Source organism: Corynebacterium flavescens (genome assembly GCF_008693105.1).
Classification (GTDB): Bacteria; Actinomycetota; Actinomycetes; order Mycobacteriales; family Mycobacteriaceae; genus Corynebacterium; species Corynebacterium flavescens.
Window position 1 is genome coordinate 1 of the sequence record NZ_VXKK01000009.1, and the last position, 18,892, is coordinate 18,892.

Annotated in this window: 17 protein-coding genes and 1 pseudogene; 8 read left to right on the forward strand and 10 right to left on the reverse strand. The window is 60.2% G+C overall.

Features of this window, described 5'->3' with window-relative positions; translation table 11 throughout:
• Nucleotides 1–79: 79 nt before the first annotated feature.
• Nucleotides 80–1,137, reverse strand: a pseudogene (locus F4V60_RS00555) (IS3 family transposase).
• Between the two features lie 80 nt (nucleotides 1,138–1,217).
• On the opposite strand from F4V60_RS00555, the gene F4V60_RS00560 reads away from it, so the two are divergent.
• Both F4V60_RS00560 and F4V60_RS00565 read left to right on the forward strand, forming a co-directional pair.
• On the forward strand, nucleotides 1,218–2,054 hold the full coding sequence (locus F4V60_RS00560; protein WP_075728855.1) for a trypsin-like serine protease: 837 nt from the start codon (nucleotides 1,218–1,220) through the stop codon (nucleotides 2,052–2,054).
• Nucleotides 2,055–2,280: 226 nt separating this feature from the next.
• Nucleotides 2,281–5,082 carry an FAD-binding and (Fe-S)-binding domain-containing protein gene (locus tag F4V60_RS00565; protein WP_075728856.1) on the forward strand — a complete coding sequence of 934 codons (2,802 nt, stop codon included), beginning with the start codon at nucleotides 2,281–2,283 and terminating at the stop codon, nucleotides 5,080–5,082.
• A gap of 33 nt (nucleotides 5,083–5,115) precedes the next feature.
• Here F4V60_RS00565 and F4V60_RS00570 read toward each other — a convergent pair whose 3' ends face one another.
• Nucleotides 5,116–6,522, reverse strand: coding sequence for an NAD-dependent succinate-semialdehyde dehydrogenase (locus tag F4V60_RS00570; protein WP_075728857.1), 1,407 nt, complete (start codon nucleotides 6,520–6,522; stop codon nucleotides 5,116–5,118).
• A 136-nt stretch (nucleotides 6,523–6,658) separates the two neighbouring features.
• Here F4V60_RS00570 and F4V60_RS00575 point away from each other — a divergent pair, with 136 nt between their 5' ends.
• Entirely contained in the window at nucleotides 6,659–7,063 is a 405-nt protein-coding gene (locus F4V60_RS00575; protein ID WP_075728858.1) for an NUDIX hydrolase, read from the forward strand.
• On the opposite strand, the gene F4V60_RS00580 is transcribed toward F4V60_RS00575, so the two are convergent.
• From F4V60_RS00580 to F4V60_RS00605, 6 genes are all read right to left on the reverse strand, one after another.
• Complete coding sequence (locus tag F4V60_RS00580; protein ID WP_075728859.1) at nucleotides 6,996–7,910, reverse strand: hypothetical protein; 915 nt, start codon at nucleotides 7,908–7,910, stop codon at nucleotides 6,996–6,998. The genes F4V60_RS00575 and F4V60_RS00580 overlap by 68 nt on opposite strands.
• Nucleotides 7,910–8,317: a hypothetical protein gene (locus F4V60_RS00585; protein WP_075728860.1), complete on the reverse strand. Its 408-nt coding sequence runs from the start codon at nucleotides 8,315–8,317 to the stop codon at nucleotides 7,910–7,912. The genes F4V60_RS00580 and F4V60_RS00585 overlap by 1 nt, the downstream gene beginning before the upstream one ends.
• 113 nt (nucleotides 8,318–8,430) lie before the next feature.
• A complete protein-coding gene (locus tag F4V60_RS00590) occupies nucleotides 8,431–9,945 on the reverse strand; it encodes an ABC-2 family transporter permease (protein WP_075728861.1) in 1,515 nt (504 codons plus the stop codon).
• Nucleotides 9,938–10,648 (reverse strand): ATP-binding cassette domain-containing protein, encoded by a 711-nt coding sequence (locus F4V60_RS00595; protein ID WP_075728862.1) that lies wholly within the window; start codon nucleotides 10,646–10,648, stop codon nucleotides 9,938–9,940. The genes F4V60_RS00590 and F4V60_RS00595 overlap by 8 nt, the downstream gene beginning before the upstream one ends.
• Nucleotides 10,649–10,718: 70 nt before the next feature.
• Entirely contained in the window at nucleotides 10,719–11,381 is a 663-nt protein-coding gene (locus tag F4V60_RS00600) for a response regulator (protein WP_075728863.1), read from the reverse strand.
• Nucleotides 11,378–12,580, reverse strand: coding sequence for a sensor histidine kinase (locus tag F4V60_RS00605; RefSeq protein WP_075728864.1), 1,203 nt, complete (start codon nucleotides 12,578–12,580; stop codon nucleotides 11,378–11,380). Before F4V60_RS00605 ends, F4V60_RS00600 begins: the two co-directional genes overlap by 4 nt.
• A gap of 72 nt (nucleotides 12,581–12,652) precedes the next feature.
• Between F4V60_RS00605 and F4V60_RS00610 the strand changes: the two genes are divergently transcribed.
• The gene (locus F4V60_RS00610) at nucleotides 12,653–13,021 is read left to right on the forward strand and encodes a CHY zinc finger protein (RefSeq protein WP_232315948.1); all 369 of its coding nucleotides are present in this window, start codon (nucleotides 12,653–12,655) and stop codon (nucleotides 13,019–13,021) included.
• Between the two features lie 18 nt (nucleotides 13,022–13,039).
• On the opposite strand, the gene F4V60_RS00615 is transcribed toward F4V60_RS00610, so the two are convergent.
• Entirely contained in the window at nucleotides 13,040–14,341 is a 1,302-nt protein-coding gene (locus tag F4V60_RS00615; RefSeq protein WP_075728865.1) for a M20/M25/M40 family metallo-hydrolase, read from the reverse strand.
• A gap of 78 nt (nucleotides 14,342–14,419) precedes the next feature.
• On the opposite strand from F4V60_RS00615, the gene bioB reads away from it, so the two are divergent.
• The 3 genes from bioB to F4V60_RS00630 are packed head-to-tail and all read left to right on the forward strand — an operon-like array spanning nucleotide 14,420 to nucleotide 16,628.
• Entirely contained in the window at nucleotides 14,420–15,400 is a 981-nt protein-coding gene (gene bioB, locus F4V60_RS00620; RefSeq protein WP_075728866.1) for a biotin synthase BioB, read from the forward strand.
• Nucleotides 15,400–15,663: a biotin synthase auxiliary protein BsaP gene (bsaP, locus tag F4V60_RS00625; protein ID WP_075728867.1), complete on the forward strand. Its 264-nt coding sequence runs from the start codon at nucleotides 15,400–15,402 to the stop codon at nucleotides 15,661–15,663. Before bioB ends, bsaP begins: the two co-directional genes overlap by 1 nt.
• A 32-nt stretch (nucleotides 15,664–15,695) precedes the next feature.
• A complete protein-coding gene (locus tag F4V60_RS00630) occupies nucleotides 15,696–16,628 on the forward strand; it encodes a Sir2 family NAD-dependent protein deacetylase (RefSeq protein WP_075728868.1) in 933 nt (310 codons plus the stop codon).
• A 24-nt stretch (nucleotides 16,629–16,652) separates the two neighbouring features.
• Here F4V60_RS00630 and F4V60_RS00635 read toward each other — a convergent pair whose 3' ends face one another.
• Nucleotides 16,653–17,711 carry an alpha/beta fold hydrolase gene (locus tag F4V60_RS00635; protein WP_084559095.1) on the reverse strand — a complete coding sequence of 353 codons (1,059 nt, stop codon included), beginning with the start codon at nucleotides 17,709–17,711 and terminating at the stop codon, nucleotides 16,653–16,655.
• A gap of 524 nt (nucleotides 17,712–18,235) precedes the next feature.
• On the opposite strand from F4V60_RS00635, the gene F4V60_RS00640 reads away from it, so the two are divergent.
• Nucleotides 18,236–18,844, forward strand: coding sequence for a carbohydrate ABC transporter permease (locus F4V60_RS00640; protein ID WP_075728869.1), 609 nt, complete (start codon nucleotides 18,236–18,238; stop codon nucleotides 18,842–18,844).
• Nucleotides 18,845–18,892: the final 48 nt, after the last annotated feature.

Here is an 18,892-nt window from a genome sequence, read left to right on the forward strand (position 1 = left end):
GTTATCGGAGTTGAAGTCAACCTACGAAGAATTCCTTCAAACTGCTTGACACAACATAGGAGCATCACAGGGGATTTGATTACGATGCGGTTCTTAGGCTAGCAGAACCCCGCTCCTCAAACACGACCGGTGCGAGATATTTACACCAGGAATGTCGGCGCACCGTGTTATACCGAGCACACCAGCGGAAAACGTCTCGGCGACACATCAACTGGTTGGCAAACGTCTTGGAATCTTGAAGTACTTCCCGCTTGAGTGCGGCGTTGAAGGACTCCGCCAAAGCATTGTCCGCACTGGTACCAATCGATCCCATCGACTGCTTAATCCCCAACTGGGTGCAGGTGCCTTGGAATGCTCTCGAGGTATACACACTTGCGTGGTCAGAGTGAAAAATGGCACCCTTGAGGTCCCCTCGCTGGCCTTTAGCCATCAACAACGCATCCTGAACTAAGGACGTGCGCATGTGATCCGCGATCGCGAAACCCACCAACCTACGGGAAAAACAATCAATAACCGTGGCTAGGTACATATTCGAACCATCAGCAATCGGCAAGTAGGTAATGTCGCCGACATAGACGCGATTAGGTGCGGGAGCAGTAAATCTACGCCCCACCAGGTCAGGGAACACTGGTTTCTTCTGACCGGATACCGTGGTAGTGACCTTGCGTTTCTTGGTGTAGCCGAACAATTTCAACGACCGCATCACCCGAGCAACCCGCTTATGATTAGCCGGCTCATGACCTGCTTGGTCTTTCAGCTCAGCAGTGATGCGTTTAACCCCGTAGCAACTTTGTTCTGTGGTGAATACAGCCTTAACTCGGGCACCGAGGATAACATCACTGAGCAGTCGTTTCTTCCGCGAAATATTTGGCCGCCTTACGCAGGATATCTCGTTCTTCACGAAGAAGTGCGTTCTCCCTTTTTGAGCTGGCGGTTTTGTTCGACAACGGATACTGCTGTGGCCGCATTGCTGTTACGCGTGGACGCAGTGGACCCGTACTTGGTGACCCAGTTTTTCAGTGTGACTCGATTGATCCCAAGATCGGTGGCAATCTTCTGAATCGAAGCACCGTCGGAATTCTCGTACAATGCGACCGCGTCACGGCGGAACTCCTTAGAGTAGGTCTTGCTTGGCATGATGTGGAGATTACCTTTCGTTCCCAAGAAGTTGGGATATCAGGTGTCTACCAAACGGGGGTCAGGTCCCTTTCCCCGCCGTGTCAAACGCATCAGACCCTGACCTCGCCGCACTGCAAGCAAGCAGTATCACCCCAGTCAACGACAACCGTATCGCGGCCTTATGGTCAGTGATTCCAGGTCTGGATGATACGGACGGCAAACGTCTTCGACGTGACTGTACCGCCAGCTATGTGGGAGATAATTTTTGGTTGACCGCACACCACTGCGTCTCCAGTACCCCTTTTATGGATGGATTCCTCCAACAATCGGACGGGGATACCGCGGGCATCGCTGCAATCTATACCAAATCTTCCACCGATGATGTTGCCCTCATCAAGGTGGGAGATGGAATCAACGCCGATCCCCTCGTACTGGCCAACCGACCCATGGAAATAGGCGATCAAGCCCTACTAACCGGATATGGACAACCGCATGACTATGCTTCTTCAGCCCTAACAGTCATCTCTGAAGAAGTGGAGTCCCTAAACTTTGGAAACGTCACTTACACAGACCTTTTCAAAGGAAGATCATCAACGGCCTTACGATCCTGTGGCGGCGATTCAGGCGCACCTGTATACAAGGGCGAAGTTCTCTATGCCGTGCATACTGCCGGCGGTTTTAACCCAACTTGTAGTGATGGGCAAGACCGCCCTATGTGGCACACCAATATTGTCCGCAGAGTTCCTTGGGTTGAAGAAACCCTACACAACAACACGGGACTGACAGACCGGGAAAAATCCAAAGCAGATACTGGGCTGAATTATGCGGCCGCCCTCTTTCCCGACTCCAACGAGCACCAAGCGCAAAATACTCCTTCCTCATTAAGTGAAAGCCCATCTAGTTCTTTCGCGCTATCAAGTACACGGGCTCACTAGAGCCGAAACGGACCGGGCCCGAGAGAAAAGCCGGGGTTGCCCGTGCCGCGGCTTAGGGCTTCGCAATTTCCTAGAGCCGTTCCCTGTTGAGACTTCGAGGGCGGGAATGTCCTGAGGAGGGGCCGGTGAGCGTAGCCTTTCCTATTCATACTTTGGTCTAACCATTAATGAGTGGAGACTGGCCATCATTTCGGGGGTAGTTCCCAAGCGAGCTTAGACTGGGGCCATGAATTCCCCATTGCTTGAACTGACGTTGCCAGAGGACGTCGACGTGCGGACCTCGCTGATAGAGCGCACCAAGTACGCCTCCGATGCATCGCACTATTTGAATGTTCCCCAGGCTGTCATTGTGGCCAAAAATGCGGGGGAGGTGGCGCAGGCTTTCGCCGAGGGCGCCGCACGAGGAGTGCCCGTGACCCTGCGCTCCGGCGGAACGTCCTTGGCTGGTCAGTCCTCGGGAGAGGGCATCTTGGTCGATGTTCGTCGGCACTTCAAGAGTGTCGAGGTCCTCGACCGTGGCCAGCGCGTGCGCGTGCAGCCCGGATCGACTATTCGCTCGATCAATGCGCGGCTCAACCTTTATGGGCACAAGCTGGGCCCAGACCCGGCTTCGTCTAGCGCGGCGACCATCGGCGGCGTCATTGCCAACAACTCCTCCGGAATGGCCTGCGGTACTGAGTTCAATACTTACCGCACCCTGGAATCGATGACCTTCATCCTGCCCTCGGGCACCATGATCAACACCGCGGATGCGGATGCCGATGATAAACTGGCGCGCCAAGAGCCGGAGTTGGTGGAGATCCTCATTCGCCTGCAGCGCCGCGTGCGCGATAACGCGGAATCGGTGGCCACTATTCGTCGCCACTTCGCCCTCAAAAACACCATGGGTTATGGGCTCAACTCCTTCCTGGACTTTGATAGCCCAGTCAAGTTGCTCGAGCACCTCATCATCGGCTCGGAGGGCACCTTGGCCTTCGTCGCCGAGGCCGTATTCCGTACCGTGCCGATCTCCAAGTTCGCCACGACCACCGTCGCGGTATTCGACGATCTTGATTCGGCCACCCGTGCGCTGCCGGATCTGCTCGATACCGGCGCCGCCACCCTCGAGCTCATGGATTCCTCTTCCATCAAGGTGGGCCAAGCACTCAAGGGAGTGCCGGAGGCTATCACCGGCTTCGATGTGGATAAGCAAGCCGCCCTGCTCATTGAGTACCACGCCAATGAGGCCGAGGAGCTGCATTCCCGCGAGCAGGCTGGTGCGAAGCTCCTGTCTGAGCTGCCTTTGCGTTCCCCGGCGGCTTTCTCCCAAGACGCGGTCGATAGGGCCGTGGCCTGGGCATTCCGTAATGGTCTCTATGCCTCCGTTGCCGGTGCCCGCAAGTCCGGCACCACGGCACTGCTGGAGGATGTCGTCGTCCCCGTGGGCGATCTAGCACCCACCTGTGAGTCCCTCCAAGAGCTCTTCGTACGCCACGGCTACGATGACGCGGTCATCTTCGGCCACGCTAAGGATGGCAACATCCACTTCCTCTTGACCGACCGCTTCGAGGGCGATGAGGCGCTGGGCCGCTACAACGACTTCAACGAGGGTCTGGTTTCCCTCATCCTCAGCGCGGAGGGCAACCTCAAGGCTGAGCACGGCACCGGCCGCGCCATGGCACCTTATGTGCGCCGCCAGTACGGCGACGAGCTCTATGAGGTCCACCTGGAGCTCAAGCGTGCCTGTGATCCCCGCGGCATCATGAACCCGGGCGTCATCATCGATGAGGACCCAGAAGCGCACATTAAGAACATCAAGCTCAACCCGCAGGTGGAAGAGCGCATCGACAACTGTGTCGAGTGCGGTTACTGTGAGCCGGTGTGCCCGTCCCGCAACCTGACCATGACCCCGCGTCAGCGCATCGCCGTTCGTCGCGCCTGGGTCAAGGCTGTGGAGGAAGGCCGCACGGCCGATGCCGAGGAGCTCGCGCACGATTACGAGTACCAGGGCATCGATACCTGCGCGGTGGACTCCATGTGTGTCACCGCCTGCCCGGTCGGCATCGATACCGGCAAATACGTCAAGGAGCTGCGCGCCAAGCGCAATAATAAGGTGCTCTCTACTGGTTGGGCGGCCGCAGCTCAAGCCTGGCCTGCTGTGCCGGCAGTGGCGTCGGTGGCCTTGACCGGAGTTTCTTTCCTGCCCACCGGGCTGGTGAAGAAGATTACGGATGTCGGACGCGCGCTGGTCGGCGATGACGTCATGCCGCAGTACCAGCCGGAGCTGGGTAAGGGTGGCAAGCTGCGCTCGCGCATGGGCACGCTGGTGGGAGACAAGACTGCCACTCCTACCGCCGTCTACGTCCCGGCCTGCGTCAATACCATGTTTGGCCGGGCCGAGGGCGGGGATAATATTGGCACCTCCAACGCCTTCATTGCCTTGCTTGAGCGTTCCGGGCAGTCCCTCATGGTTCCCAAAGAGATTGACTCGATGTGCTGCGGTACCCCGTGGACCTCGAAGGGCATGACCAAGGGTCACGAGATCATGGAACAGCGCGTTCAGCACATCCTGCTCAACGCCACCGACCACGGCCGTCTGCCCGTTATCTCTGATGCCTCGAGCTGTTCCGAGGGCTTCAAAGCCATGGCGGAGAAGGTCGGAATCACCGTCATCGATGCAGTCGCTTTCACTGTCGATCACATCTTGCCGCAGCTTGAGGTTAAGCATCCGCTCGAATCGCTGACAGTGCACCCAACCTGTTCCTCGAAGCACTTGGGCATTATCGACGACTTGGAGACCGTCGCGCGTGCTGCGGCCAAGGAAGTTCATATTCCGGTTGATTGGAATTGCTGTGGTTACGCGGGTGACCGTGGCATGCTGCACCCAGAGCTTACCGCCTCGGCAACTCAGGCAGAGGCGGCGGAGGTCAAGGAGCTAGATTCGCTCTACCACGCATCCTTGAACCGTACGTGTGAGCTGGGCATGGAGCGCGCTACCGGCCGCGAGTACGAGCACGTCCTAGAGCTGCTCGAGATCGCCAGCCGCTAGCACTTAAAGTGCTAGCGTTTAAAGCGTCAGCACTTAAAGCGCGGGGGAGAGGCCGGCATCCTGCTGGCCGCTTACGCGGTAGAGGTGCTCGTTAACAAACTCGCCCACGCCCCAGCGTGCGAGCTCGCGGCCATAGCCGGAGCGGTTAACTCCGCCAAAGGGGAGGCCCGCACCGGTTACGGAATGCTCGTTGACGAAGGTCATGCCGTCATTTAAGCGCTGGGCCACCGCGAAGGCGGCATCCAGGTCAGTGCCCCACACGGAGCTAGAGAGCCCGTAATCGGAGTTGTTGGCTATCTCGATCGCCTCTTCCACGTCCTTCGCCTTGTAGATGATGGCCACGGGACCGAAGATCTCGTTGCAGCCGACGTCGGCTGTGGGGTCGACATCGCTAAGCAGCGTCGCCTCCATGTAGGCACCGTCACGGTCTAGCTTCTTGCCACCCACGCGGATGGTGGCGGTTCCCTCCTGTGCCGCCTTGTCTAGGCGCTCGACAATCTCGTCGCGCGCCCCGATGGAGGAAAGCGGCCCAAGATCAGCCTTATCGTCCTCATAGGTGCCGACCTGCATGGCGCCGATCTTCTTCTCGAGATAATCGACGCTGCGATCGTAGAAGTCCTCCAAGACAATGAGGCGCTTGGGCGCATTGCAGGCCTGGCCGGTGTTGTACATGCGGATCAGGGTGAACTGGTCGAGGACCCACTCCAGGTTGTCATCATCGATGACGAGGAAAGGATCGTTTCCGCCCAGCTCCAGAACGCTCTTCTTGTAATTCTCGCCGGCGGTCTTAGCCACCGCAGCACCGGCAGTCTCGGAACCAGTGAGGGAGACGCCCTTAATGCGCTTATCCGCCACGAAAGCGTCCATCTGGGAGCCCGAAGCGTAGATATTGATAAAGGCGTCCTGGGGTAGGCCGGCCTCCTCGAGGAGATCCTGGCAGGCCTGCGAGGAGAGCGGGCAAATCGAGGCGTGCTTGAGCACGATGGTATTGCCCAGCAGTAGGTTCGGTGCCGCAAAGCGCGCGACCTGGTAGTAGGGGAAGTTCCACGGCATGATGCCGAGCAGCGGGCCTAGAGGTTCCTTGCGCACGACGGTCTTATCGGCGCCTTGCGCTGGGAGGTATTCGTCCGCGAGCAGCTCGTGGGCGTGTTCGGCGTACCAGCGATAAATATCCGCCACGATCTGGACCTCTGCCTTGGCCCAGCGGGTGAGCTTGCCCATCTCGCGGCCGATGTGATCAGCCAACTCATCGGCGCGCTCCTCATAGAGGTCCGCGGTGCGGGCCAGGATGGCCGCGCGCTCGCTGATATCCGTGTCCTTCCACGACGCAAAGGCCTGCATAGAGCGGTCCAAGATGTCGTCGCGCTCGGTGTCGTCGATACGGTTGAACTCTTGTTCTTTCTTTCCGGTACTGGGGTTTTCGATAGCAAATGTACTCATGTGTGCCCTGTGTAGTCGCCATGCTCACATCTCGCAATGATCTCCCCTCATAGCCACGGTATGCGCGCCGCCGGGAGGACCTGCTTCCTCGCAGCGGAGTGGTGCTTTCCCCACCTGCGGAATAATGTGGTGGTCCATGCAAGAAAATACCGAGAACCCCGCCGAAATTGTCGTCAGCGCCGTCGTCTTCCGCGACTCAGCCGGCAAGGTACTCACCGTGCGAAAGAGGGGAAGCATGCTCTTTCAGCTCCCCGGCGGAAAGCCGGAAGCAGGGGAGAGCCCCCGCACCACGGCAATGAGGGAGGTTGCCGAAGAAATCGGCGTAGCGATTCCGCCCAGCTCCTTGCATCCTTTAGGTAAGTTCAGCGCACCTGCTGCCAACGAGCCACGGTGCAGCGTGACAGCGACAGTCTTTTGCCATTCCGGCTCCGTAGAACCGCATATCGATGCGGAGATCGAAGAGATGGCCTGGGTCAATCCTTCGCATCCGGATCGGCCGTTGGCGCCGCTTTTGGCGCAGAAGGTGCTCCCCGCCATTTAGCCTTCTCCTGCTCCGACTTCCGGTGATTGCGGATAGCCAGGATACCTATCACCAAGCCGATGAGGATGGGGACCCAGATCTTCGAGTAGTCGAGGAGAAAGAGTACCCACTCCGGCAGTTGCGGGATGTCGAAGTGTGGCAGAGACGGCAGCGGGGGCCAGTCCGGCACAGGCAGGTGAATCTGCGGCAGGGCGGGAAAGTTGATATCGAAGGAAGGTAGGCGCAAGTTCCAGTCGGGGAAGAAGCTCAAGATCCATTCAATCAACCGGCCCAGCAGCGGCCCGAGGATCACAACTGCCAGCGCCCAACCGCCCTTGCCCAGCCCGGCCACAAGCGGATAGGCCACCCGCTTGAAGCCGCTGTCCTCCATCTCTTTTCGGCGTTTCTCACCGCGGCTTCCCGGCGGGGCCGCGAACTCGACCACCTGAGAGCCTTGGCGGTATTCCACGTTGAGGATGTCGTTGAGAACGCTGGCCTGAATATAGACGTGTGGCTTGTTGCGATTGACCAAGGCATAAGTCGAGGCCAATGTTCCTAAATCCGCAGCTTTCTCTAGCGCGATCCGGCCCGTCGATACCGTGGCATAACGCGCCCGTACCTCGCCATTGACCTTGAGCTGCAGCCGCACCGAGGGGTTGGAGGCAAAGCGTTTAATGCGCTCGGGCAGTTTGGCATCGGGACCCGCCTCGATGAAGTCAGGTTCTGTTGTTTCTTGCTTGGCCCCAGACTCAGCCTTGGTCTTGTTCTTCTGTGGCCAGTCGGGATAGAGCTGGGCGAATTCCGAGTCGTATCCCCGCTCGACCTCGATGAGTCCGAGTTCAGGGTGGTTGAGTGACCAGGTTTCCATCAGCGTGCACCCTCTTCGGAATTCTCCACGGCAGGGGAGTCTTTGGTTGTGGGTTTCTCGGGGCGAATCCTCGCGCCCAGCCACTGGCCCACAACGAGCAGGATCAGGGCGCCGAGGACGTAGACCCAGGTCCCAGAGTTGTAGAACATCCGCGTGGCCTGCCAAAAGATGGCGGCGCTGATCAACGGGAAGGAGAGGTTGAAGCGGAATACAGCGCCGTCAACTAGCCCCAGACCGAGGGCGATGAGCGGCAGGGAAACCAGCGTGACGATTGTCGCGGCATCTGGGCTGAGCAGCGTTGCAACCGGGAATGGTAAGACCAAAAATGCCAATACCGGACCCAGATAGGTCAGGTACTGACGCGCAGTTCTGCCGCCCGGTTCCGCATCGTTGGTGTTCTCAGACATGGTGTCTAATATAGGTTACAAAGGGCAACGCTATCCATTCTGGGTGCTAGGCGGCAGGCCAGGTGCACCAGCCTCTGCTTAGGGGATGAAACGTGGAGCTTTCACGGGTGAATCTAGTTTGAAGGACGGCGCAGAACACGCAGGTTTTCCCACGTCAGGGCAATGATGAAGGTAACGCTCAGCGTTAGGGCGATTGTCATACGAGGTACAGTGTGCGCGGTGTCGGGCCAGGCAGAGGGGGCGAAGATCCACAATGCGGAATCCGCGAGCACGTCCCCGCCGATGGTCGCCGAAACGACGGCGAGGATGATGGTCACTATTAGCGCAGGCGGATTCCCCAGGCGCAGAACTAAGAGTAAGGAGAGCAAGAAGAGCGCGCAGCCGACGGTGATGTACAAGATTAGTCGCCGCAATTCCTCGTCGAGCGGGGCGCCGCCCGCCAAGCCTAGGAGGAAGGCGAGGAGGCTAAGGCCGGCGATGCAGAGCGCGGAGCAGCCAAGGATAGCCCTGGGGCAGTGGAAATTCTCCGTGAGCATGAGCGGCCAGGCGTCGCGCAACGTGGGCCAGAACAGGACGGGTAAGAGACCCGTGCCCACGGGCAGGATCAGAAACACGAAGAGCGCATGGACATAGGAACCCGGGTAGACGGTTGCGGTGAGGGCAAGCGCTAGAACAGAAAGCGCCAGGCAGGAGATCAACGCCGGGGTTAAGATGACGCGGCTTATCGCGGCCGTGATGCGAAGGCTGCCGGGTGTGCGGCCGCGAAGAGCGGGTTCCAGGCCCTCGGAGCTTCCGAGATCGAAGCCGCTGAGCGCGGCGTCAGCATGTGGGCGAGGTACAGTCTTGCCGCGCGCGAATGACAGGAGTGGGTGCACCCGCAGCCGCAGTCTATCGGGAATGAGGACGGCCGCAGCGATGCCGAGAGAGGCCAGTGCCAGGCACAATAGCAGGGCCGTCCAGGGATCTTCCGCAGCTAGGGCTGAGCCGGGCTCGAGGGGCGTGGCGTTTTGATGGATGCGAGCTACTGGAAGCACTAGGCGTAGCGGCCAGGCCATCGGCCACAACCACCACGTCCTGCCCTCGACTACCGAGGGCAGGATCCCAATGAACTGCCAGGCTACGAAGACGACCAGCGTCGTGATGAGATTTGTCACCCGTGCTAGTGCCGAGGCGAGCCCGGCGATTCCCAGGCAGCCGACGAAGGCTAGCAGGCCCAGCCATAGTATGCGCAAGCTCCCAATTCTGCCCGTCAGCACGCTGGCCAGCCAGGTTCCGCCGAAGTTGAGAAAGTGGAAAGCCGCCAGGGATAACACGACGACGAGCAGGCGGGCGATGTGCTGAACCTTCTCATTGATGGGAAGCCATGCTGCTCCGCCATAGTTGGCGGCCTTCTCCCTGGCTTCTGCGGAGGCCGCGAATACCGCTATCAGCGGTGCTGCCATGCCGGTGAGGTAGAGCGCCTGCCAATATAAGAGCGCGGTCGCATCCCCGGTGGAGAAGCTAAATCGAGAGAAGTTGAAGGTCATCAATACGAGGGGCAGCGCGAAGAGCGGGAGCCACTGTAGGGCGGTACCGCGCGCTGAGAGTAGTTCGGCGGGGAGATAACGGCAAGCGAAATGTTTAAGCATGTTGAGCACCAGTGGTGAGGCGGAAGAACTCCTCCTCCAGGTTGCCGCTCGGCGCGAGCTCGTTGAGTGGGCCCGAATAAGCGACGCGGGAATCTGAGATGATGGTGACATCATCGGCCAGGTGCATCACCTCACCGAGTTGGTGCGAGGAGACCAAGACCGTTGCACCGCGGGCTGCCCAGTCCCGCAGCAGATGGCGAAGATCGCTAATGCCCTGCGGATCTAGCCCATTTTGCGGCTCGTCGAGGACGAGGATTTGTGGGTTGCCCAACATCGCTTGCGCCAATGCCAGGCGGGCTTTCATGCCGGTGGAAAAACTCTTGGCCTTCTTCTTGCCAGTGTCCTGCAGTCCGACGATGGCAAGAGTCCTATCTGCCTCGGTGGCAGGCAGCCCCAAGAGCTTGGTGTGGACGAGCAGATTGTTGCGGGCACTGAGGTGGCCGTAGAACGCCGGGCCGTTGATCGAGGCGCCGATATTGCGCAGATCCACGCGACTAAAAGGGTGGCCGTCGATTGCTACCTTGCCCGAGTCGGCCGGGAGCAGGCCTAAGAGGATGGAGAGCAGAGTGGATTTGCCCGCGCCGTTGCGTCCCAGAAGGGCGTGGACGCGGGCGGGGGAGACTTTAAAACTGATTCGGTCGAGGACCTGGTGTTCCCCAAAGCACTTGGAAACGGCCTCAAATTCGATCTTCGGTGTGTCCATGCTTTAATCCTGGCCCCGGAACGCTAGGGGAGGGATCCGCCTGGAAAAGGAAATGTCTGCGGGGAGCCTCCTACTGCGGTAGGAGGCCGGCTCTATGCGTGATGAGCACCAGCGCGACGCGATCGCGGGCGTGGAGTTTCGATAGCAGCGCGGAAATATGAGTCTTGACCGTCGTCTCAGCGATGCACAGACGCTGCGCGATCTCCCGGTTGCTGGCGCCGGAGGCAATGGCGAGCAGCACTTCTCGCTCGCGCGGCGTGAGCAACGCCAGGCCCTGTTCCTGCTCGGGCGAGAGTGATTTCTTGTGGCTTAGGGAGGCGCGATAGGCCGAGATGATCGGCTCGGTTACTGCGCTGGCCAGCACGGACTCGCCCGCGTGTACCGCGCGGATGGCCCCGATGAGCTCCTCCGGCTCGGCATCCTTGAGTAAGAAGCCATGAGCGCCGGCCTGCAAGGCAGCCGATACATATTCCTCGTCGCCGAAGGTGGTGAGCATGATGACCTTGATGTTTGGTTTTCGCGCGAGGATGGCTTGGGCGGCGGCGATGCCGTCCATGCCGGGCATGCGGATATCGATGACGGCGACGTCGATTAGGCTTTCCAAAGCGCTCGCGATCGCCGAGGCGCCGTCGGATGCCGTGGTCTTGACCTCGATATCCTCCGCCGAGTTGAGGATGGTGGATAAGGCCGATACCAGCAGCGTTTGATCGTCGGCGATGAGGACCCTAATCATGATTCGCTCCTGGTCGGTAGCTCGACGCGGAGCAGGAAATGTTGCGCATCCCCGCAGGATTCGAGACTCCCGCCGAGCACCTCGGCGCGCTCCTTGAGCCCGATGATCCCGGTTCCCGTTCCCTCCCTGGCGGGGCCAACTGCTGCCACGAGCGCATCCTCTCGCTCCCTGTCCTCAGCCAGGGCCTGCCAGGATTCGACGCGGAGCTGGACGGTGGCATCGATCTGCACCGAGACAATGACTCTGGAACCCGGGCCTTGATGGCGCAAAACGTTGGTCAGGGCCTCGGAGATGATGCGTGTAAGCGCTAGCTGCAACACCGCAGGGAGGTGATAAGCCGCAGGATTGAGATCTTCTTCGATTGAGAGTCCGGCGTTGCGGAAGCCGCTCAGTAGCGCTTCGAGATCGTGGAGTTGATGGGTAGGTTGTCTGCTCTCTGATTGTGGGGAGCGTAAGGTATGCACAATTCGCCGTAGCTCCTTCAGAGCTTCGGCGGAGGTGCCTTTGATGCTTTCTAGTGCGGCCGATGCCGCGCCGGGATCCTTGTCCGCGGCAATGAGCGCCGCGCTGGCTTGCACCTTAATCAGGGTCAGGGAGTGAGCTAAGACGTCGTGCAACTCCCTGGATATCAGCAGCCGCTCCTCCTCTTGGGCAGCAAGCAGGCCGCTGAGGCGTTCCTTTTCTCGCGCACGGCGCTCCTGTGCCTGTCCGCGCAGCCGAGTCGCGGCGAGATAGGCGGATACCAGGATCAGCCAATGAAAGGATAAGCCGAAGAGCCAGGGCTTTCCGGTGGTATAGGATAGCGTCAGGTTATCCTCGAGCGCCCACATCGCCGGCGAAATTACCGAGGCCACCATGGTCAACCCGAGGATGGAACGGGGAATGCGGCGATCCGGGCAGTATCGAGCGTTGGAGAATACCGCCATTGGGGCCGCGAGAAGCCAGGGTGTGATACCTGTGGAGTAAGGCAGTCCCCACAGCCACGTCGCAGACCATCCAGCGAGGCAGAGCAGCAGCCCTGTCGCGCTAAAGACCGGTCGCGAGCGCCAGAACCAGCAAAAGGGCACAAAGCACCACGCAAGGATGGCCTGGGTGGTGGCTATGCCTGTCGGGATATCGCCGGGGGAAAGGCTGTAGAAAATGGCTAGGATGGTGGCCACAATGGCGAGGATTTTATCGCCGAGTTTTGCGGAGCTCATGGCCGCCATCCTATTCCCTGCCAGTCGGGCTGCTGAGCAAGCGCATGCCAAGCAGGATGCGAGAGGATCGATGTGAACGATAAACAAGGCGCCACCGCCGCCGAGAGCGTGGGCTCTACCGTCGACGTCATCGTTGGAGCCATCGACGGTGAAGGCCGCTGCGCGCATTGGCATGCTGCGGTGGATGTGGTGGCGAACAGGTGCGCCACCTGCAATAAGTGGTTCGCGTGCTCGTTGTGTCACGCGGAGATAGCTGATCATCCCTTCGGCCCTATGCCGCTAGACGTTCCTGCCGCGATGTGCGGAGCCTGCGGACACACCATGAACTATCACGAGTATTCTGCTGCCACCTCCCGCTTGGCCCGCCCAGCCTGCCCCGCCTGTGGGCACGGATTCAATCCTGGCTGTGGGCTGCACGCCGGCATCTACTTTGAGCTCTAGATCTGTTCCGCGTGTGGCTTAGGCGGAAAGGAAGCGGTGCACCAGGCTGTCGTAGCCGCGCACGGTGAGCTCGAGGTCCTCGAGGTAGAGGTGCTCGTCGTGGCTGTGTAGCTGCGAATTGGCGCTGGCCATATCGCGGTTAGCGGCGTGGAGGGCAAAGCCATAGGCGTTGCCACCCAGCCGGCGGGCAAAACGCAGATCGGAGCCGCCGGTGGCTAGGACGGGGAGGACATCCTTGTCGGGGAAGAATTCCTTGGCGGTGGCTTCGATGGCATGCCACAGGGCGGTATCGGTGGAGGATTGGGTGGCGTCCTCAGTGATGAGGTGCTCGATCTCCACCTCATCGGCGAGATCACCTAAAGCTGTGCGCAGGAAATCATCGAGGTCATCCTGGGTTTGACCAGGGAAGGGGCGAATGTCCATCTCGAGGTAAGCATGGGAGGGAAGCACGTTGATGGCGTTGCCGGCACGCAGGACCGTCTCCGCGATGGTGGTGTGGCTAAAGGCATGGGCGTAGGCTGCCAGGGAGCCGAAGGCGCTGTAGTCCCCAGTGCCATCGATAAGCGCGGCCTCAGTGGCCGGATCGAAGCCGAAGGTGCGGACAAAACCTTCCCAGACCTCATTGGATACAGCCGGGGGCTCGGCGGCGGCGATGCGGCGGGCCACCTCGCCTATCTTGACGATGGCGAAGTCCTTCCCGTAGGGTGTGGAGCCGTGCCCGGCGTCGCCGTGGACGTGCAGGCGGCGCTGGCCAGCGCCCTTTTCCCCGACGTTGAAGGCGATTGCGCCCGGCAGGTGACTCCCGCCCGTCTCGGAGAGGCAGTTCTTCCAAGAGAAGGCGTCAGGGTGGTTCTCCACGAGCCACTTGCCGCCGAGTCCGCCGCGCGCCTCCTCATCGGCCATGCCCACAAAGGTCAGCTCGCCGCCGGGGTTACCCTCCTGGGCCACCTTCTTGGTCACTGCGGCCATTGAGGCGGTGATAAAGAGCATGTCTACGGCGCCACGGCCGTAGATTTTTCCATCCTCAATGAGCGCCTCGAAGGGTGGTTTGCTCCACTTGGGGGCGTCGATAGGCACAACATCCGTGTGGCCGAGCAATGTCAGTGGCTCCTTGGAGGGATCCCCGGGGACGGTAAAGGCGATGGAGACGCGGGTGGGGTGGGATTCGAAGCGCTGGATCTTGACTGGGGTATCGGCGAAGAAGCGCTCGAGGGTGTCGGCGTTGCGGACCTCGTTGCCCGAGTCGGGGGTGAGATCATTGACGCAGGCATTGCGGATGAGTTCCTGCAGGAGTTCTAGGGTTTCTTCATAAAGGTTCATGGTGGCTAAGGGTAATACTCTTGGCGGATATGCGAGCCTTTAACCAAACCTGAACGTCGTTCAAGTATGGTGCTTTTCATGAGCATTATAGATATCGCCCGGACCAAGACCCTCGAGCAGGGCATCGGCCTCAACGAGGAAGAGATCCTCCAGGTGCTGCGTGTGCCCGATGAGCAGCTAGAGGGAATCGCCGACGTTGCCCACCAAACTCGTCTCAAGTGGTGCGGCCCCGATGTCTCGGTGGAGGGAATCATCTCCATCAAGACCGGCGGCTGCCCGGAAGATTGCCACTTCTGTTCCCAATCCGGTCTCTTCCAATCCCCGGTCCGCGCCGTGCGCCTCAACATCGCCGAGCTAGTCGAGGCGGCGCAGAAGACCGCCAAGACTGGCGCCACCGAGTTCTGCATCGTCGCCGCCGTGAAGTCCCCCGATGATAACCTCCTTGACCAGGTGGGTGAGGCCATTGCCGCCATCAACGATGCGGTAGACATCGAGATCTCCTGTTCCCTGGGCACGCTCACCCGCGAGCAGGCGCAGCGCCTCAAAGACATGGGTGCCCAGCGCTACAACCACAACCTGGAGACCTCCCGCTCCTTCTTCCCTAACGTTGTGACCACCCACAGCTGGGAGGAGCGCAAGGACACCCTCGACCACGTCCGCGCCGTGGGCATGGAGGTCTGCTGCGGCGGCATCATCGGCATGGGTGAATCCGTGGAGCAGCGCGCCGAATTCGCCGCACAGCTCGCGGAAATTGACCCCTGTGAGGTGCCGATGAACTTCCTCGACCCGCGGCCTGGCACCCCCTTCGCGGATCGTCCCTTGGTTCCCCTCGGCGAGGGGCTGCGCGCCGTGGCGGCCTTCCGCTTGGCGATGCCGCGTACCACCCTGCGCTTCGCCGGCGGCCGAGAACTCTCCCTCGGTGACGACGGAACGGAAAAGGGCCTGCTCGGTGGCATCAACGCCATCATCGCCGGCAACTACCTGACCACCCTGGGCCGCCAGATTGAAAAGGACGTCGACATGCTGGGGCGCATCGATCTGCCGATCAAGGCGCTCTAATGCGCACGAGCTCATCCACCGAGCTGGCCGCCGCCGTCCTGGCGGGGGAGACCCCAATCTTCCACCCCAATACAGGCGAGCCCTTCGGGGAAGTCACGCACCTGCACCCGGCGGCCGCCGCCGGTTTAGACGTGCCGCGCTACTGCCAGCTGTGCGGGCGGCGCATGATGGTTCAGGTGCGCCCCGATGGCTGGCTGGCGCAATGCTCTCGGCACGGTGAACTCGATTCCGAGTGGCTCTATGAGGAGAAACTGCCGGACTAGGGTTTCACCCCAGCGTGATTAGACTGGGGGACATGGTTTTCGAGGATGCGGCAGTAGATCATGCCCACCAATCCGCGCTGCGTTCGATCGCGCGCGTAGTTAAAGAGACTGCCCCGCACACCCCCAGCGCGCAGGCCTTGCAGGAAGTGACCCAGCAACTGCGCCGCGGCGGGGTCATGGTGCTCACCGGGGCAGGCATCTCGACCGATTCTGGGGTTCCCGATTACCGCGGCCCCAACGGTAGCCTCAGCAGGCACCGCCCGATGACCTACCAGGAATTTCTCCACGATCCGGCGGCCTCGCACCGCTACTGGGCGCGCAGCTTCCTGGGCTGGCGGGTCATGCGGCAGGCGCGTCCCAACCGTAGCCACTTCGCCCTCGTTGAGCTGGAGCGCGCCGGGCTAATAAGCGGTGTGGTTACCCAAAACGTCGACGGCCTGCATAAACAAGCCCGAACGCGCAATCTTATCGCTGTCCACGGTGACATGGAGGAAATCGTTTGCCTCAACTGCGGCTACCGCGAGGAGCGCGGTTTATTCGACGCGCGGCTTGCGGCGGCGAATCCCGGCTACGCCGACAGCGTCATCGTGGCCTCCCAAGAGGTTAATCCAGACGGCGATGTCACGCTCAGTGCCGCTGACGTCGCCCGCTTCAACATGGTGGGCTGTAGGAATTGCGGCTCGGTATTGCTCAAGCCCAACGTGGTCTACTTCGGCGAATCGGTCCCAGCCCCCGTGAAACAGGCCGCCGACAAGCTCCTGGAGGACTCGGACTCGCTGCTCGTGGCCGGTTCTTCCCTGGCCGTGATGAGTGGCCTGCGCTTCCTTCTCAATGCCCGCAAGGCCGGCAAGCGGGTGTCCGTCATCAACGGTGGCCCGGGCCGCGGCGATGACCGCGTCGATACCTTGTGGCGCACGCAGCTGGGCCCGGCTTTCGACGCCATTATTGATGAGTTGAGGCTTTAGGGTTGCGCTGTTATGTCCAGGGAGTTAGTTGATCTGCTCGAGCAGCGTGCGCACGATGGCATGTACCCGCTTGTCCATGGGCATGTCTTCGTGCAAGACCACTGCTCGGCGGTCGAAGTCCTGGACGTAGATATTGCGTACCGTGCCTTCGGGCGCATGGCGTGGATCAAGAAAGCAGGTCTCAGGGGGCACGACCACGGCATCGCTGCGGGTTGCTATGCAGGTATAGCTCACGCCTGGTTCCAAGTCTCCGTCCCGGTTGACTGCGAGCAGGGTCTCGCTGCCGACAATCTGCTCCATTCCAGCCGGGCCGAACCAGCTGTCGATGATCGAGCGCATCACCGATTCTTGGCGTGGTCCTCGCACGAGCCGGCTGGCGATGCCGCCTTGGGTGGTCCCGTGGTTCGGGGAGCTGATGCAGATAAGGTGGCGCACGTGATCCGCACCGCCGTCTATGCGCATCCAATAGCGAGCCAGCAGGCCACCTTGGGAGTGGCCGATGAGAATCGCTTTCTCGGCGCCAGTGACCTCAAGTACCGCCTCGATATAAGCGCCGAGCTGCTGCGAAGATTGCGGGAGGGGTTGCGTGGCACGGTTGCCGTAGTCAGGGGCGAAGACCGCCCAGCCATCGGCGCGAAGCTGGATGCCGAGAATCTCCCAGATCCCCTTGGTATCGCAGGTTCCGTGGATCAAGATGACCGGCCATGGGCGCTCCTTGCTGGGGCGGGCTGCCCAATCATCCTCGAAGATGCCGCGCGGTTTGAAGCGCGCGCCTAGGGGGAGGCTCGCCGCCGTGGCTATTCCGAGGGCTGCCTCACCAGGGGTTTCGTCACTATTCTGGTGGAGGAGATCCCCAAAGCCACGCCGCTCTTGCCGCAGCCGGCCAGCGATTTCGGCGGCCACATCCTCGCGGAGGCGACTCGGCGGCGCCGGGGAGACTATGCCGATGCGCGGGGAATCAACTGCCGGGGGAGCAGTTACTTCCGTGTCGTTGGAAGCATCTTCGCTGGGGTCGGCGCGCCAAAATCGGCCCAGTTGTTCGGAGATAGTGGCGCGGAGTTCCGCGATCGGATCAGTTGGCATCGCCGCCATCCTACCTGTTGTTGCTGCTAGGTGCCTGTTGTGGGATCTTTTTTAAAGCAAGATTAAAAAAGATTGGCCCGAGGGGTTGACCATCAACCAAAAGGTTTATAAACTAAGGCTTGCCTAATCACGGGTCGTTGTTTGGGGGAGATGCGCTCCACTTCTCCGCTAAGCACCGAAGATTAGTCATGGGGAGAGAGCCCGCTAGTGTGCAGCTAGCGGGCTTTCATTATTTCTGTATCTTAGACACGTTGTGCGGGCTAATGCTCAGAATGTGTTGTTTTGCAGCGCCATCTAGTTGCCTCCTTGGACAGCGTCCTGTTTAATTTTCCCTTTACACACGCGGCATAGAGGCTGGCTTTTGGAACAAAGAACAGGAACTCGTAGCTACTAGCATGCTCTTGGCCTAAAGCGCGGTATTGACCGCATAAAGGGCGTTTATATTCCAACAGGGAATATAAATCCGGGATTTACGCACGCTCACCAGCGTAAAGAGGAAGATCTAGACACACTTCCTGAACTCGGTGATCACCAGCACCATCGGTACCGTCCTAGAAGTCACCCTCGCCATCTTCTGTGCCTATGCTTTCGCGTTCATCCGCGCGCCGTTTAAAGGCACGCTTTTCGTCATTCTCTTGGGTTCGATGATGCTTCCCGGTCACGTGACCTTGCTGGTCAACTACATCACCATTGCCAAGCTGGATTGGCTCAACACTTATCAGGGTTTAATCTTGCCCGGCATTGGTACCGCTTTTGTGATGTTCCTCCTGCATCAGCAGATGCAGCAGGTACCGAAGGAACTGATCGATTCCGCCCGCATCGACGGTGCCGGCCACTTGCGCCGCCTGTTTTCGATCGTGCTGCCGATGAGCTCTCCGATGGTCATCACGGCCTCACTCATTGTCTTCATGGGTAAGTGGAACAGCTATGTCTGGCCCCTCATCGTCACCAGCACGGTGGAGATGCGCACCCTGCCAATCGGGCTGAAGTTCCTGCAGAGCCAAGAAGGCTATACCAACTGGGGTTCGGTGATGGCTGGTGCCGTCATCGTCTCCGCACCGATGCTCATCGTGTTCTTCCTCGCACAGAAGCGCATCATCGGCGGCATCAGCGCCGGTGCACTCAAGGGCTAAGCCTTTCACCTCTCATGTACTCCCATCATTCAAACTTCAAGAAAGAAG